General features: G+C 61.1%; 13 protein-coding genes. 7 read left to right on the top strand and 6 right to left on the bottom strand.

Going from position 1 to position 16,611, the window contains the following annotated elements:
• Window positions 1–474: 474 nt before the first annotated feature.
• From QN377_RS21425 to pilG, 6 genes are read right to left on the bottom strand one after another with little or no spacing between them, the layout of a single operon-like run.
• Window positions 475–927 (bottom strand): chemotaxis protein CheW, encoded by a 453-nt coding sequence (locus QN377_RS21425; RefSeq protein WP_094999869.1) that lies wholly within the window; start codon window positions 925–927, stop codon window positions 475–477.
• Complete coding sequence (locus tag QN377_RS21430; RefSeq protein WP_322213789.1) at window positions 920–6,796, bottom strand: Hpt domain-containing protein; 5,877 nt, start codon at window positions 6,794–6,796, stop codon at window positions 920–922. The genes QN377_RS21425 and QN377_RS21430 overlap by 8 nt, the downstream gene beginning before the upstream one ends.
• 27 nt (window positions 6,797–6,823) lie before the next feature.
• On the bottom strand, window positions 6,824–8,881 hold the full coding sequence (locus tag QN377_RS21435) for a methyl-accepting chemotaxis protein (RefSeq protein ID WP_094999867.1): 2,058 nt from the start codon (window positions 8,879–8,881) through the stop codon (window positions 6,824–6,826).
• A gap of 41 nt (window positions 8,882–8,922) precedes the next feature.
• On the bottom strand, window positions 8,923–9,462 hold the full coding sequence (locus QN377_RS21440) for a chemotaxis protein CheW (RefSeq protein ID WP_094999866.1): 540 nt from the start codon (window positions 9,460–9,462) through the stop codon (window positions 8,923–8,925).
• A 10-nt stretch (window positions 9,463–9,472) separates the two neighbouring features.
• Window positions 9,473–9,850, bottom strand: coding sequence for a twitching motility response regulator PilH (pilH, locus tag QN377_RS21445; RefSeq protein ID WP_095019611.1), 378 nt, complete (start codon window positions 9,848–9,850; stop codon window positions 9,473–9,475).
• Between the two features lie 41 nt (window positions 9,851–9,891).
• Window positions 9,892–10,299, bottom strand: a complete 408-nt coding sequence (pilG, locus tag QN377_RS21450; RefSeq protein WP_095019610.1) for a twitching motility response regulator PilG — start codon at window positions 10,297–10,299, stop codon at window positions 9,892–9,894.
• A gap of 247 nt (window positions 10,300–10,546) precedes the next feature.
• Here pilG and gshB point away from each other — a divergent pair, with 247 nt between their 5' ends.
• From gshB to QN377_RS21485, 7 genes are all read left to right on the top strand, one after another.
• Window positions 10,547–11,500, top strand: coding sequence for a glutathione synthase (gene gshB / locus QN377_RS21455; protein ID WP_094999863.1), 954 nt, complete (start codon window positions 10,547–10,549; stop codon window positions 11,498–11,500).
• 76 nt (window positions 11,501–11,576) lie between these two features.
• Window positions 11,577–12,476, top strand: coding sequence for an energy transducer TonB (locus QN377_RS21460; protein ID WP_095039056.1), 900 nt, complete (start codon window positions 11,577–11,579; stop codon window positions 12,474–12,476).
• A 154-nt stretch (window positions 12,477–12,630) separates the two neighbouring features.
• Window positions 12,631–13,203, top strand: a complete 573-nt coding sequence (locus QN377_RS21465) for a YqgE/AlgH family protein (RefSeq protein WP_094999861.1) — start codon at window positions 12,631–12,633, stop codon at window positions 13,201–13,203.
• Window positions 13,203–13,643, top strand: a complete 441-nt coding sequence (gene ruvX, locus QN377_RS21470; RefSeq protein ID WP_088378774.1) for a Holliday junction resolvase RuvX — start codon at window positions 13,203–13,205, stop codon at window positions 13,641–13,643. The genes QN377_RS21465 and ruvX overlap by 1 nt, the downstream gene beginning before the upstream one ends.
• A gap of 83 nt (window positions 13,644–13,726) precedes the next feature.
• Complete coding sequence (gene pyrR / locus QN377_RS21475; protein WP_094999860.1) at window positions 13,727–14,233, top strand: bifunctional pyr operon transcriptional regulator/uracil phosphoribosyltransferase PyrR; 507 nt, start codon at window positions 13,727–13,729, stop codon at window positions 14,231–14,233.
• A gap of 12 nt (window positions 14,234–14,245) precedes the next feature.
• Window positions 14,246–15,250, top strand: a complete 1,005-nt coding sequence (locus QN377_RS21480) for an aspartate carbamoyltransferase catalytic subunit (RefSeq protein ID WP_094999859.1) — start codon at window positions 14,246–14,248, stop codon at window positions 15,248–15,250.
• Window positions 15,247–16,518 carry a dihydroorotase gene (locus tag QN377_RS21485; RefSeq protein ID WP_094999858.1) on the top strand — a complete coding sequence of 424 codons (1,272 nt, stop codon included), beginning with the start codon at window positions 15,247–15,249 and terminating at the stop codon, window positions 16,516–16,518. The genes QN377_RS21480 and QN377_RS21485 overlap by 4 nt, the downstream gene beginning before the upstream one ends.
• Window positions 16,519–16,611 lie beyond the last annotated feature (93 nt).

The raw sequence follows: 16,611 nt of genomic DNA on the forward strand, positions 1-16,611 counted from the left end.
GGCTTGCTCGCGATAGCAGCACCGCGGTTTAACTGACTGACCGCATCGCCTGCATCGCAGGCAAGCCAGCTCCCACAGGTTTTGCCGTGTTCCCAGAATTCGGGGCCTGCCACGAAACTCTGTGGGAGCGGGCTTGCTCGCGATAGCAGCACCGCGGTTTAACTGACTGACCGCATCGCCTGCATCGCAGGCAAGCCAGCTCCCACACGTTTTGCAGTGTTCCCAGAATTCGGGGCCTGCCACGAAACTCTGTGGGAGCGGGCTTGCTCGCGATAGCAGCACCGCGGTTTATCTGACTGAGCGCATCGCCTGCATCGCAGGCAAGCCAGCTCCCACAGGTTTTGCAGTGTTCACCGAATTCGGGGCCTGCCACTGAGCTCTGTGGGAGCGGGCTTGCTCGCGATAGCAGCACCGCGGTTTAACTGACTGACCGCATCGCCTGCTCGCGAGCAAGCCAGCTCCCACACGTGCTGCTTAATCCGCGCTGCCCCGCACCAACCGTTCCAGCGCCAGCAAGTCCGGGATTTTCGCCACATGATCGCCCACCTGTACCGCCGCGCGCTCCAGCGGGCACAGCGGCACGTCGACAAAGCTCAACTGGCTATCGACCTTGTAGGAGCGCGGGATGCCCTGAATCACCATGGCCATGAATTTGAAATCCGGGTCACCACCCAGCGTGTTGAGGATGACGATCCGCGCCCGCTCACCGATCACCAGTGGCCCGCCGCATGCCGCTTCAAAGCTGATCAACGGCAGTTGGTGGTCGCGCCAGGTAATCTGGCGCAGGTGCCAGGGCGGGGAGTCGCTGCTGGGCTCGCCGCGCTGCCAGCCGATAAGCTCGGCAATGGCCACATTGGGCAGCAATAGATAGCGATCTGCTAGCGGCAGCAGCAAGCCGGTCAAGCTGCCCACGCGATGGTCAAGCATGGAAGTTGCTCCAGTAGGCAATGCGCTCCAGCAGCACGGACTCTTGATAAGGTTTGCCCAGGTAGTCGTTGACGCCAATGGCCATCGCCCGGTTCTGGTGTTTTTGCCCGGTGCGCGAAGTGATCATGATGATCGGCAGGTCCTTGAGGCGCGGGTCGTTACGCACGCGGGTAGCCACTTCGAAGCCGTCCATGCGCGGCATTTCAATGTCCAGCAGCATCAGGTCAGGGGTGTGCTCTTCCAGTACGCTCATGGCGTCGACCCCGTCCTTGGCCGTGATGACGTTCATGCCGTTGCGCTCCAGCAGGCGGCTGGTGACTTTGCGCACGGTGACCGAGTCGTCCACCACCAGTACCAGCGGCGGGCGCACGGCCGGGGTGAATTCCAGGGCGCCCACCGCCTCGTGCTGCGCCCGCTGCAACGGCTGACGCGCCTGATGGGCACGGATATAGGCCGGCAGGTCGAGGATCAGCACCACCCGCCCGTCCCCCAGAATGGTCGCGCCCGACAGGCCCTGTACCCCGGTAAATTGCGGGCCGAGGCTCTTGACCACAATCTCCCGCGAACCCAACAGCGCATCCACCTGCAACGCCACGCGCTGGTCCTGGCAATGCACCAGCAGCACCGGCAGCGAATGGCTTTCGCCCACCAGCTTGGGTTTGCCCACGGTTTGCAGCAACTCGCCCAGGTAACGCAGCTCGTAGGTTTGCCCACCGTAGTGATAAAGCGGCGGGTTGAGCTGGTAGTAGCCTTCCAGCTCGTTGGGCATGACGCGCACCACACCTTCAACGGTGTCGAGGGCAATGGCGTATTGTTCGTCTGCGCACTGCACCATCAAAGCCCGGTTGAGCGACACGCTGAAGGGCAGGCGAATCTGAAAATGCACGCCCTGGCCCGCCACCGAATCGATGGTCATGCTGCCGCCCAACTGGCGCACCTCTTCATGTACCACGTCCATGCCGACGCCACGCCCGGAGATCTGGGTGATTTTTTCGGCCGTGGAAAACCCGGGCTGCAGGATGAACTGCAGCACCTCACGGTCGCTGATGCTTGCTTCAGGGTTCAGCAAGCCACGCAGGATGGCTTTGCGGCGCACGGCTTCCAGCGGCACTCCCGCGCCATCGTCGTGCATGTCGAATACTACGTCGCCGCCTTCATAGGACAGTTCCAGGCTGATCAGCCCCTGCTCCGGCTTGCCGCTGGCATGGCGCACGTCGGCCGGTTCCAGGCCATGGTCGACGGCATTGCGCAGCATATGCTCCAGGGGCGCAACCATGCGTTCCAGAACGTTGCGATCGATCTCGGCTTCGGCATTGATCACGCTGAATTCAACCTGCTTGCCCAGCTCGCTGGCAACCTGGCGCACCACCCGCTTGAGGCGCGGCAATACGCGCTCGAACGGCACCATGCGCGTGCCCATCAGGCCCTCTTGCAATTGCGTGTTCACCCGCGCCTGTTTTTGCAGCAGCCCGTGAGCGTCCTGGTAGCGGGCCGTCAGGGTCGCCTTGAGGTCTAGCAGATCGGAAGCTGATTCGAACAGGGCTCGGGACAGCTGCTGCAGCAGGGAATGGCGGTCCATTTCCAGCGGGTCGAATTCGTCGTAGGCCACGCCATCGGCTTCGGTGTGCGCGCGGTTGTGCAGGCGACCCTGGGTTTCGATGTCGAGGCGCCGCAGTTGATCCTGCATCCGCTCAAGGGTGGTCTGCATCTCGTTGAGGGCGACCTGACCGTCGTTGACCTGCTGTTCCACACGCCCCCGAATGATCGAGGCTTCACCCGCCAGGTTAACCAGGTCTTCGAGCAGCTCGGCCGGAACCTTGAGGGTGTCCAGCCCGGTGCGCTCACCTTCGGGCACCGGTGCAGGCGCAGGCTCGGGCTTGACCGGGGTGGCAGGTGTCGGCCGGGCGTTACGCTCAATCTGGCGGATTTTCTCGATCAGCACCTGGGGCGAAGGCAGCGCCTGACCACTGCGCAGCGCGTCAAGCATTTGCGCAAGCTGGTCGTGGCAACGCTGCAGCAACACAAAGAGCCCATCACTGGGCGTGATGGCACCTACCGAAATATCCTCGAAAAGGGTTTCAAGCTCATGGGAAAAATCGCCAATCGCGGCGACCTCCACCATCCGCGCCCCACCCTTGAGGGTATGCAGGTCGCGCAGCAGGTTTTCCACTTCAAGGTGGCTTTGCGGCTCGGCTTGCCAACGCGCCAGGGCCGCACCCGAGCTTTCGAGAATATCGAAGGCTTCTTCGAGGAAGATTTCCTGTAACTGCGGATCTTCATTGCTCGGTGGCGCTTGCGGGGCAACGCTGCCACCATCAGGCAGGGCTGCACTGTAAAGACGAAAGCCGCGAATGGCCTCGATCAGTTCATAAGGCTCGCTCAACGTTTGCTTGTGCAGCAATTTTTCAAGCATCAGCGCCAGTTGCTCGTGGCTGCGCTCCAGCAGGCGAGCCAGTGCCGGACTGTCACTCAGGCGCCGGTCCAGCAAGCCTTCATACAAGTGTTCAAGCTCATGGGCCAGTTCAGCGATCGGTTCAATACCGGCCATGCGCGCCCCACCCTTGAGGGTGTGCAAATCGCGCTGCAAGGACGACAGCGACGCCAGGCTATCGGGTGCACTGAGCCAGCGCTGCAAGGCCTGCGCGGCACTCTCGAGGATGTCCACCGCCTCTTCGAGAAAAATCTCGACGATTTCATCATCGATGTCCTCGTCCTGGCCTCCACCCAATTGCCTGGTGGCGGCCCCCAGCTCGGTAACCCGCCCGCCATCACCGCGAATCAGCCCTGTGGCGTCAGGCGCGAGCCCTTCGTGCAGCAGCGCGTGCAGGGTCTGGACCAACTGCGGCTGCGGGGTGATTTCCTGCCCTGCCGCCAACTGGTCGAGCATGTTGATCAGGGCTTCCTGGGCATCATCGGCCGCTTCGAAAAACCGCTCGCTGGGTGCCAGGCTGCTTTCTTCGACCGCGCCATAGAGGTCAAGCAGGGCTTCGCACAGCGCATCCATGGGCTGCAAGTCCAGCAGGTGGGCAGACTCACCCAGGGTGGTCAGCTGATCCAGCAGGCTGTCCAGGCCATCGCGTTCATGGGGGTTCTGGTGCCAGGTTTTAAGCAGCTCCTGGGCATCGAACAGAATATCCATGCTCTCGGCCAGAAACTCGGCAATGCGCTGCGGGTCACGCCTGGCCACCCAACTGCTTGCAGGGCTATTGAGCAGGGTATCCAGGCGGCTGGCGATCAGTTGCTCGGTGCGCTCGATCAGTGAGCGCGCACCCTGGATCTCGGCCAGCGGGTCGCTATCCAGTTGCTTGAGCCCCGCATGCAGCAGGGTGTCAGCTTCCAGCAGCAGGTCGATTTCATCCTCCCCTAGGGCAAGCGTGTGCGCCTTGTATTCACGCACCAGATGGTCCAACGGCGCGGCCAGTTCAGCCATGGGCATCACGCCTGCCATATGTGCGCTGCCTTTGAGGGTGTGCACGGCCAGTTGCAAATCGTCACTGGCCTGCAGCGGCATGTGTGCACGGGCCTGGTCCAGAAAACGGTCAAGGCGCTCAAGGTGGGCTTGTGCTTCCTGACGGAAGATATCCAGCAACTGTGGATCGAAATTGCCGGCGTCCTGGGCAATCAACAGTGGTTGCGGCTCGCCTTGGGCCAGGTGCTGCGCGCGTGCGGCCAGTTGGTCGACGTCTTCGCGTTGACGCTGGCTTTGTTCGGCAAAGGCCTGAATCAGTTCGGGCAGCATGGCCATAACGTCTTCAAGCAGTTGGAAGATCTGCGCAGACGGCGCCACGCTACGCTCAATCACCCGGTTGAGCAGGTTTTCGACCGCCCACGCCAGCTCTGCCAGCACCAGCGCACGCACCATGCGCCCGCTGCCCTTGAGGGTATGGAAGCCGCGCCGCAACTCGGCCAGCGCAACACTGTCCGCCGGGTTGGCGACCCATTGCGGCAGGCTGTCGTGCAGGCTGATCAGGACTTCGTCCGTTTCTTCGAGAAAGACTTCCAGCAGTTCTTCGTCCAGCGGCGCTTCATCCACGGGTGGCGGTAGCAAACTGGCAGGCATGTGTTGCGCCGGAGGATTGAGCGCCGACAGCGGGCTGGCCAGTACATCGGCCAGGCCAGGCGCCTGCAGGTCCGGCATCAGCGATTGCTCTTGGCCGCCAGGCCTATCATTGGACAATGGCACGGGATGCGTCGCCGGCGCGTAACCCAGTGCAGCCAGGCTGTTTTCGGCCCGATCCAGCACCTGCTCGCTCGAAGCACCAGGGTCCTGGGCCAGGCGTTCCAGGTAATACTCAATGCTGATCAACGCATCGGCCAAGTGATCAAGTTGCTCGTACGCGGGGTGATCAGACCCTTGCAGCACGCGCTCACGCAAATATTCATTGCAGGCTTGCAGCAAGCTGGCCGCGCGATTCAGGGGAATCATCGCCAGCGCCCCGCGGATTTGCGTCAACAGCGCAGGCACGGACTGCAAGTGCTGGCGGTCGTACTCGGCCGCCAGATAATCGCCGATCAGGTCTTTGACTTCTTCAAGGCCGATGCGGGCTTCCTTGATTACCAACTGGTGAATCTGCATCAGGTCAGTGGTGGGCAACCGGCTTTCTTCACGCAGCGAGGGCTCGACGCTGCCGACCATACCGGCCAGGGTGGCCTCGACATAAAGCAGGGCCGAGGCCACATCCATCAACACCGCATCGGTGGGTTCGCGCTGGCCCTGGGCCAGGCTTTGCAACACCGCCAGTTGATCAATGATGACTTTACGCGGTTGCCCGAACCCCAGTACGGCCAGGGTGTCAGCGATCTGACGCAGTGGCGCCATCAGGCTGCTCAGTTCCGAGACATGCAGGCGATCACTGCGCACAAACAGGTCGAGGCGTTCCTTGACCCGCACCAGTTCTTCGCACAACGCCGCCACCACCGAGCGCATGGCATCCCGGTCAGGGCCGGCCAACCGCGCCCGCTCCTCGTCGACCATCGCCGCATCGGGCATGGCCTGATCCAGTTCGTAGTGGTTTTTCAGCGCGAGCATTTTCGTGGTCGGATGCTCGGCCTTGGCAATATAAAACAGCAGGCTGGTCAGCAGGTCTTCGGGGGCAGGATGGTTGATGGCCTCGATGCCCTGTGCCAGCAGGCGCTTGAGTTCCTTGTCGGATTTTTTCAGCAGGCTGCGCAGGGCCGGGCTGTTGGGCACCCGACCTTTAAACATGCCGTCGACCAGTGCAGCGGCAATTTTCCACAAGGCGTTGAGCGGTGCTCCCTGGCAAATGCCTTGCAGTTGCGCGAACACCGCGGCCATTTTTTCCAGGTTGGCCTGCACCGCTTCACCGCGGCGCAAAGCCAGGAACGCGGCCTGCAGGGTGTGGCGCATCACGCGCAGCTGGCTCGGCAAGTCAGCAGGTGCCAGCCGGGCCAGGGCGGCCTCATCCAGGGCGGGCAACACCTGCAAGGGCGGGCTGAACAGGCTGGTTTCCGAGAGCAGGGCCTGGCCACGGGCGCTGCGCAAATCGTTGAGCAACGGCAACACCACCAGGGGCCAGTCGCGCCGGGCACTGTGGACGCGGTCCAGATACAACGGCAATTGGCTGAACGCTTGCTGCAGCAGGCGCAGTGCTTCGTCGACCTGGCTGACGCGGCCCTCCTGCAGGGCAATCACCAGTTGCTCCATCTCTTCGGCCAGCAAAGCCGCGCCATAGAATTCAACCATCAGCAAACTGCCATGCACCTGATGAATGCAATCCAGGCACTGTTCCAGCACGTCGGCGGCTGGCCGCTGGGCATAGGCGTCCAGCGCCATTCTGGCCTGTTTCAGGGTATGGGCAATTTCGCCTTTGACCCATTCAAGGGCCACATAGTCGTGCCGGTCAACCATAACGACTCCAGTCAGAATTGCAGCGCATTACTGTGGCTCATGGTCTTTGGACGGAGCAGGCAAAGTAAAACCGGACACCGAGCGCCGCAGCTGGCTGGCCATTTTGGCCAGATTGCCGATGCTTTCGGCGGTCGCCGTGGAGCCGGACGAGGTCTGATTGGTGATTTGCTGAATGACACTCATGGTCAGGGAAATCTGCGCCGCCGAAGTGGTCTGCTTTTGTGCGGCATTGGAGATACTTTGAATCAGGTCTGCCAGGTTTTGCGACACCCCTTCGATCTCTTCCAGCGCCACGCCAGCGTCATGGGCCAGACGGGCACCGCGCACCACTTCGGTAGTGGTTTGCTCCATCGAAATCACGGCCTCGTTGGTATCGGCCTGAATGGCCCGCACCAGGGTTTCGATTTGCCGCGTCGCCGCCGATGAGCGCTCGGCCAGGCGCTGCACTTCGTCGGCCACCACGGCAAAGCCGCGCCCGGCATCACCGGCCATCGAGGCCTGAATGGCCGCATTGAGCGCCAAAATATTGGTCTGATCGGCAATATCATCAATCAGGCTGACGATATCGCCGATTTCCTGTGAGGACTCGCCAAGGCGCTTGATTCGCTTGGCGGTGTCCTGGATCTGATCGCGAATATTGTCCATGCCGCGAATGGTGTTATGAACCACTTCATTGCCCTTGTTGGCAATCGCTACGGAACGCTCGGCAACCGCCGAAGATTCGGAAGCGTTGGCCGATACCTCGTCGATCGAATGGGCCATTTCCTGGATCGCCCCGGAGGCCTCGGCAATCTGCTGGGCCTGATGCTCGGAAGCTTCGGCAAGCTGCATGGCGGTGGCCTGGGTTTCCTGTACCGCTGCCGCGACCTGGCCTGCTGTCAGGTTGATGGTGGCCACCAGTTCACGCAGCTGGTCGATGGAGTAATTGATCGAGTCGGCGATGGCACCGGTGAAATCTTCGGTCACCGAGGCGGTCACCGTCAGGTCGCCGTCCGCCAGATCGGCAATCTCGTCAAGCAAGCGCATGATCGCGTTCTGGTTTCGCTCGTTCTTTTCCGCCGTCTCGCGCAATTGGCGATTGGTTTCGCGCACCATCACCAGGCCGATCAAGATAATCGATGCCAGTGCCAGCAAGCCCAGAACATAACCGCCGATGATATCCAGCGAGCGCCCGCTGGCGAGGTTTTCAAAACCATTGGCCAGGGTCGAGGCTTCATCGAGGAGGGTTTGCGACAGGCTGAAAATGTTGTTTGCCGCTTCGCGCACATGGAACAGTTGCGGCGAGGTTTCAAGGATTTCATCCACCGTACCGGACACAAACTGGAACAGCTCGGAAATCTCCTGCAAGCGGGCGCGGGCATCCTTGTCTTCAACCTGGGTAATTCTCATCCCTTCATTGCCTTCGAGCATGCCGTTGAGCACCAGCCCGAAGCGGTTGGCATCACGGCCAAAGGCACCGGCGGCCTGGGCAGCGTTTTCGTCACCGGCCAGCACGGTATTGACCGCACCCAGAATACGCTCGGCCAACAAGGACTGGCGCTGGGCCAGAGCTACCTGGCTGGCAGGGGCGCCTCGCTGCAAAAGGATTTCGACGACTTTTTCGTATTCAACCTGCAACTGCGGCACGGTCTCGGCCAGGGTTGCAGCCACCTGATGCAGCGACAGCACGGTTTGTTCGCTGGCCAGAATGGCGTTGACGTTGTTGAGCAGCAGCTCCCAGTCACGTTGCACCGCCTGCATTTCTTTATGTACGGCTGCAGGAGCAGGAGGCAGGCCGGTGGCCGGGTCGCCTTTTCTCAGATAACCCCAGCGCTGGCTGAAATCATTGCGCGCATCAATCAGCAACTTGAATGCGGCGGCTTTGCCGGCAGCGGCCTCGGTGGCGTTTTTGGCGATACGCTGGGACAGCACCCGCAACTCACCTGCGTGGCTGATGTACTGCTTGTCGTAGTTGGACTGGGTATTGAGGTAAGCAAAGTTGGCGAATAACAGCATGATGAACACGATCAGGGCGATAAAAAGCACGATGATCTGCGAACGACTGCGCGACCCTTCCAGTGGTTTAGCGGTATTGGCTGTGGTCATCGATCAGGTCCCGAAATCCCGTTTTAAAGCTGAAAGCCTGCTCATACGGCCACCGCCCAGAACTGTGGCGCCCGGGCCAGGGCAAACGGGCTGAACACCCACCACAGGTGCTCAGCGGCAAAGTGCCCTTGCACATAAGGCGCAAATACCGGGTGGGGCAAGGTTTGCGTATCCGTATTGAGGTCGGCATGGGCGAAGTGCTGCATGCCCTGCACTTCATCGACCTGCAAGCCGACAAACACGTCTTTGTATTCCAGCACCAATACACGGCGCTGTTTACGCAAGGGTGACAGCTCGACCCCGAAAAAACCGCACAGATCCATGATCGGCAGCAGTTGCCCACGCAAATTGGCCACGCCCTTGACCCAGGGTTTTACCCCGGGCAGCAGGGTGAACCGTGGTTCATGCAGGATCTCGGCAATTTCGCCCATCGGCGCCACAAAACAATGCTCGCCGATGCGAAAACCAATACCGCTCCAGGTGTCGAGCTGCGCCTGTGCAGGCGCCAGACCCGCCGCCAGCGAGCGACAACGCTGGTCGATCTCAAGCAGCAGTTCGAAGGCTGTCAGTGCGCCGGGCATAGGGTGACCGTCATTTAGGAGGGTTTTCTTCCAGGATTTGTTTCACCTTGAGGATCAGTTGCTCTTCATCCACCGGTTTGGTCAGGTAGCCCTTGGCACCCTGGCGCTGGGCCCAGACCATGTCGGTTTCCTGATCCTTGGTCGTCACGACGATCACCGGGATGTTGCCGGTTTCCGGATCTTTTGTGAGCTGACGCGTCGCCTGAAAGCCGTTGAGGCCCGGCATCACAATGTCCATCAAGACCACATCGGGCTTTTCCTGACGCGCCAGGGCAACACCGTCTGCGCCGTTTTCGGCCTTGAGCACTACATGGCCGTGCTTTTCGAGCATGCCGGTCAATTTGTACATTTCAGTCGGCGAATCATCGACGATCAGAATGCGAGCCATGGTGTTCCCCATTTATCAGGTGGTTGGCCGGCTGGCCGGTGTTATTGGGCACTTTGGGTGATAGTGAAGGCTGGCACATGTGCCTTGATTGCGCTCAGCAGTTCGTCGCGACTGAAGGGCTTGGTCAAAAATTGATCAGAGCCAACAATCCGCCCCTTGGCCTTGTCGAACAGACCGTCCTTGGACGACAACATGATCACCGGGATCGACTTGAAAGCCCGGTTGCTCTTGATCAGGGCGCAGGTCTGATAGCCATCCAGGCGCGGCATCATGATGTCGACAAAGATAATGTGCGGGTGGTGGTCGACAATCTTGGCCAGCGCATCAAAGCCATCGATGGCGGTAATCACCTCGCAGCCCACGTTTTTCAACAGTGTTTCGGCGGTGCGGCGAATGGTTTTCGAATCGTCGATCACCATCACCTTCAAGGCGCTGGAATGCTTTTCCATATCTGCTCTACCATCGCCAAGGCGACCCGTTTTGTTACAACTGTACGGCCTGAAACCCCAACTCCTTGATGGACAAGGGCTGCAAGCACTGTGCGAGCCTTTTTAGCACAGTCACGACCTTCAATCTATCGAAGGGCTGCGGGCTGACTGGAGCAGGCGGTTTTTCCTTGACCGGGGCCACACTCAGCGCCACTCTGGCGCCACTTTTCAAAGCCTTTGCGCCCACTATTTATTTGAGGAATTTGCCATGAGCGTTCGAGTCGGGATTGTCATGGACCCCATTGCGGGCATCTCCTATAAAAAGGACAGCTCGCTGGCCATGTTGCTGGCAGCCCAGGACCGTGGCTGGACCCTGTTCTACATGGAGCAGCAAGACCTTTACCTGAATGAAGGCAAGGCCCGGGCCCGCATGAAGCCGCTGAAGGTGTTCGCCAACCCGCAAAAGTGGTTTGAGCTGGACGCCGAGACCGACACGGCCCTGAGCGATCTGGACGTGATCCTGATGCGCAAGGACCCGCCCTTCGACATGGAGTTTGTGTACTCCACCTACCTGCTGGAACAGGCCGAGCGCGATGGCGTACTGATCGTCAACAAACCGCAGAGCCTGCGCGACTGTAACGAAAAACTGTTCGCCACCCAGTTCACCCAATGCACGCCGCCAACCGTGGTCAGCCGCCGCGCCGACGTGCTGCGTGAATTTGCTGCCTTGCACGGTGACGTGATCCTCAAACCGCTGGACGGCATGGGCGGCACCTCGATTTTCCGCCACCGAGTGGGCGACCCGAACCTGTCGGTGATTCTCGAAACCCTGACCAACAACGGCACCCAGCAGATCATGGCGCAGGGCTATTTGCCGGCGATCAAGGATGGCGACAAACGCATCCTGATGATTGACGGCGAGCCGGTAGATTACTGCCTGGCGCGTATTCCGGCGCAAGGTGAGACCCGCGGCAACCTCGCCGCAGGCGGTCGTGGCGAAGCCCGCCCGTTGAGCGAAAAGGACCGCTGGATTGCAGCTCAGGTCGGCCCGACGCTGCGTGAAAAGGGTCTGCTATTTGTAGGTCTGGACGTAATCGGTGAGCACCTGACTGAAATCAACGTTACCAGCCCGACCTGCATCCGCGAGATCGATAATGCGTTCGGCACCAATATCGGCGCCCTGTTGATGGATGCGATCGAGCGCAAGCTCGCTGCACGCTGATCTGCAAGCCCTATAAAAGACCAACATTGCGCTATCATGGGCACCCCGTGAAACCCGCGATGTTGGTCTTTTTGCCATGACACTTCCCAACGACCTGCCCCCCGAACTCGGCCATAAAGGCGTGCGTGCGGCCGATCGCCTCGGATTTACCCTGTTTGTCGCGGCACTGCTGCATATTGCAGTGATCGTCGGCGTGGGGTTCAACATGGAAGCGCCCAAACAGATCAGCAAAACCCTGGAAATCACCCTGTCCACGTTCAAAAGCGAAAAAGCGCCGGAAAAAGCCGATTTTTTAGCCCAGGACAACCAGCAGGGCAGCGGCACGCTGGACAAGAAAGCGGTGCCCAAGACGACGGAAATCGCCCCTTTCCAGGACAACAGCGTCAAGAAGGTCACCCCGCCGCCTGCCGCCAAACCCGAACAGACCCAGGCCGCACCCAAGGCCGCCGTGACTACCGTGGCGCCCACGGCAAAAAAAGCCCCGAGCCAGCCGCAGAAGGTCAAGACCCAAGCGGCACCCAAGGCCAGCATTCCAACGTTCGACAGTTCCCAGCTGTCCAGCGAGATTTCCAGCCTCGAAGCCGAACTGGCCAACGAGCAGCAGCTGTACGCCAAGCGCCCGAAGATCTACCGCATGAGCGCGGCTTCGACCATGCGCGACAAGGGCGCCTGGTATAAAGAAGACTGGCGTAAGAAGATTGAACGCATCGGCAACCTCAACTACCCCGAGCAGGCACGCCGGGAAAAGATCTACGGCAAGCTGCGCCTGCTGGTGTCGATCAACCGCGACGGTTCGCTGCATGAAGTGCTGGTGCTTGAATCGTCGGGCCAGCCGCTGCTGGACCAGGCGGCACAACGCATCGTGCGCCTGGCGGCACCTTTTGCCCCCTTTACCGGTGATCTGGCGGACATCGACCGGCTGGAGATCATCCGCACCTGGAAATTCGCCGAAGGCGACCGCCTGTCCAGCAACTGAACTACTGTGGGAGCGGGCTTGCTCGCGATTGGATCGCTGCGTTTTAACGTTAAACCGCGCCGCCTGTATCGCGAGCAAGCCCGCTCCCACAAAGACCCAGGAATCTTGAGCTGCAAACTTGTCAGTTCACGCTGCCAGCGCCACACTAAGACTCATGAAAAAACACGCGCCGACTTACCTCAAGCATCAATTCCTGATCGCCATGCCCCATATGGCCGACCCGAACTTTGCCCACTCCTTGACCTACATCGTCGAGCACACGGCCAATGGTGCCATGGGGTTGATGATCAACCGTCCGCTGGAACTGAACCTGGCGGATGTTCTTGAGCAGTTGCGCCCGGAAAAACTTTCTTCACCCCTGTGCCAGCACGTGCCGGTCTTCGGTGGCGGGCCTGTCATGATCGACCGTGGCTTTGTCCTGCATCCGGCCAGCATGAACTTTGACGCTACAGTCGAACTCGACGACGGGCTGGCCCTGAGTACCTCTGCCGATGTGTTGTTCAGCATTGCCGACGGCCGCGGCCCGAACCGCAGCCTGATCTGCCTGGGCTATGCCGGCTGGGATGCTGGCCAGCTGGAGGCCGAATTGGCCGACAACGCCTGGCTGACCTGCCCCTATTCTGCTCATATCCTGTTTGATACCCCAAGCGAGCTGCGCCTCGACGCAGCCGCCAAACACCTCGGAGTGAACCTCAATTTGTTAAGCACCCAAGCAGGCCATTGCTGATGGCCAGCCTTCGTTTACTGCTGGGCTTCGACTACGGCACCCGCTCCATCGGCGTGGCTGTGGGCCAGATGATTACTGGCCAGGCCCGCGAACTGTGCAACCTGAAAGCCGAGAATGGCATCCCCAAGTGGGAAGAAATCGAAAAGCTGATCAAGGAGTGGCAGCCCGACGCAATGGTGGTCGGCATGCCCCTGAACATGGACGGCACCCCGAGCGACTTCTGCGCCCGGGCGCAGAAATTTGCCAATCGTCTGAATGGCCGCTTCAATTTGCCGGTTTTTACCCATGATGAACGCCTGACCACCTTCGAGGCCAAGGGCGAGCGCCGGGCCCAGGGCGGCCAGCGCGGCAGCTACCGCGACAACCCCGTTGATGCCATCGCCGCCAAACTGGTGCTGCAAGGCTGGCTCGACGAAAACCCGGCGCACTCTCAAGACTGACCCGGCGCTTGTACAATTGACCCGCCTCATTGTTTGCGCCCGCCGCCGCACGTTCTGCTGCGCGGGCCTTTTAAGGAGCCACCATGATCCTGCCTGTTCCCGCTGAACTGATCTCCCAGATGGCCCTTGATCTCAAGGCCCACCTGGCCCGTCGCGGTATCACCGAACCACGTTACATCGGTATCCGCACCGGCGGCATCTGGGTTGCCCAGGCGCTGCTCAAGGCGCTGAACAGCGAGGCCCCGCTGGGCACGCTGGACGTGTCGTTCTACCGCGATGATTTCAGCCAGAACGGCCTGCACCCGCAAGTGCGGCCTTCCGAATTGCCATTCGAAATTGAAGGCCAGCACCTGGTGCTGATCGACGATGTGCTGATGAGCGGTCGGACCATTCGCGCAGCGCTGAACGAGCTGTTCGACTATGGTCGTCCGGCCAGCGTGACCCTGGTCAGCCTGCTGGACCTGGACGCCGCCGAGCTGCCGATCCGTCCGGATGTGGTGGGCGCGACCTTGTCGCTCAAGCCGAGCGAGCGGGTAAAATTGTCCGGCCCCGCGCCACTGACACTCGAACTTCAAGACCTAGCCCTCTAAGAGACCATTGCGATGACGCCTACAGACGCCAAGCGCCCGCTGCAGCTCAATGATCAGGGCCAGCTGCGCCACTTTCTGTCGCTCGACGGTTTGCCCCGTGAACTGCTGACAGAAATCCTCGACACCGCCGACTCGTTCCTTGAAGTCGGCGCCCGAGCCGTGAAAAAAGTCCCGTTGTTGCGCGGCAAGACCGTGTGCAACGTGTTCTTCGAAAACTCCACCCGCACCCGCACCACCTTTGAAATGGCCGCCCAGCGCCTGTCGGCCGACGTGATTACGCTGAACGTGTCGACCTCGTCGGCGAGCAAGGGCGAAACCCTGCTCGACACCCTGCGCAACCTAGAAGCCATGGCCGCCGACATGTTTGTGGTGCGCCACGGTGACTCCGGCGCCGCGCACTTCATTGCCGAGCACGTGTGCCCGCAGGTGGCAATCATCAACGGCGGCGACGGCCGCCATGCCCACCCGACCCAGGGCATGCTCGACATGCTGACCATCCGTCGGCACAAGGGCGGCTTCGAAAACCTGTCGGTGGCCATCGTCGGTGACATCCTGCACTCGCGGGTGGCACGTTCGAACATGATCGCCCTCAAGACCCTGGGTTGTAAGGACATTCGCGTTATCGCGCCGAAGACCCTGTTGCCGATCGGCATCGAGCAGTACGGCGTGAAGGTCTACACCGACATGACCGAAGGCCTGAAAGACGTGGATGTGGTGATCATGCTGCGCCTGCAGCGCGAGCGCATGTCCGGTGGCCTGCTGCCGAGCGAAGGCGAGTTCTACCGCCTGTTCGGCCTGACCACCGCCCGCCTGGCCGGGGCCAAGCCTGATTGCATCGTGATGCACCCGGGGCCGATCAACCGGGGGGTCGAGATTGAATCCGCGGTGGCCGATGGCCCGCACTCGGTGATCCTCAACCAGGTGACCTACGGCATTGCCGTGCGCATGGCGGTGTTGTCCATGACCATGAGCGGGCAAACCGCCCAGCGCCAATTCGAACAGGAGAACGCCCAGTGAAGCTCAGCATTCTCGGCGCCCGTGTAATTGATCCGACCAGCCAGCTGGATCAAGTGACTGACCTGCACCTGGAGGCCGGCAAGATCGTTGCCATTGGCGCAGCGCCAGCCGGTTTCACCCCGACGCAAACCATCGAAGCCAAAGGCCTGGTGGCCGCCCCCGGGCTGGTTGACCTCAACGTTGCCCTGCGTGAACCGGGCTACAGCCGCAAAGGCACCATCGCCAGCGAGACCCGCGCGGCTGCGGCCGGTGGCGTCACCAGCCTGTGCTGCCCACCGCACACCAAGCCGGTGCTGGACACCTCGGCCGTTGCCGAGCTGATCCTTGACCGCGCCCGCGAAGCCGGTAACTGCAAGGTGTTCCCGATCGGTGCATTGAGCAAAGGCCTGGACGGCGAGCAACTGGCCGAACTGATCGCCCTGCGCGACGCGGGCTGTGTGGCATTTGGCAACGGCCTCAACAGTTTCAGCAACACCCGCACCCTGTGCCGGGCACTGGAGTACGCCGCCACGTTCGACCTGACGGTGATCTTCCACTCCCAGGATCGTGATCTGGCCGAAGGCGGGATTGCCCACGACGGTGCAATGGCTGCGTTCCGAGGCTTGCCGGGCATTCCGGAAACCGCCGAAACCGTAGCCCTGGCCCGCGACCTGCTGCTGGTTGAACAAAGTGGCGTGCGCGCACACTTCAGCCAGCTGACCAGCGCCCGTGGCGTGGCCCTGATCGCTCAGGCCCAGGCTCGTGGCCTGAAAGTCACTGCGGATGTAGCCTTGTATCAGTTGATTCTGACTGACGAAGCGCTGGTGGATTTTTCCAGCGTTTACCATGTGCAACCGCCACTGCGCACCCGCGCCGACCGTGACGGCCTGCGCGAAGCTGTGAAGTCGGGCGTGGTGCAAGCCATCTCCAGCCATCACCAGCCCCACGAACGCGATGCCAAACTGGCACCATTCGGCGCGACCGAACCGGGCATGAGCAGTGTTGAAGTGCTTCTGCCGCTGGCGATGACATTGGTGGAAGACGGCTTGCTCGACCTGCCGACGCTGCTCAACCGCCTGAGCGCTGGCCCGGCTGACGCCTTGCGCCTGCCAGCCGGCAAGCTGGCAGTGGGTTCGGCGGCAGACCTGGTGCTGTTTGACCCGGCGGCCTCGACCCTGGTCGGTGAACAATGGCACTCCAAAGGCGACAACTGCCCGTTCCTCGGCCATTGCCTACCGAGTGCCGTGCGTTACACGCTGGTAGATGGGCGGATCAGTTACGAAGGCTAACGCGCTACCAATAACCTGTAGTCGTGGGAGCGAGCCTGCTCGCGAAGATCATTCGCCTGTCTCTTATACACATCTCCGAGCCCACGAGACCAG

Source organism: Pseudomonas sp. CCC4.1, assembly GCF_035019225.1.
In the GTDB taxonomy this organism is placed as follows: domain Bacteria; phylum Pseudomonadota; class Gammaproteobacteria; order Pseudomonadales; family Pseudomonadaceae; genus Aquipseudomonas; species Aquipseudomonas bubulae.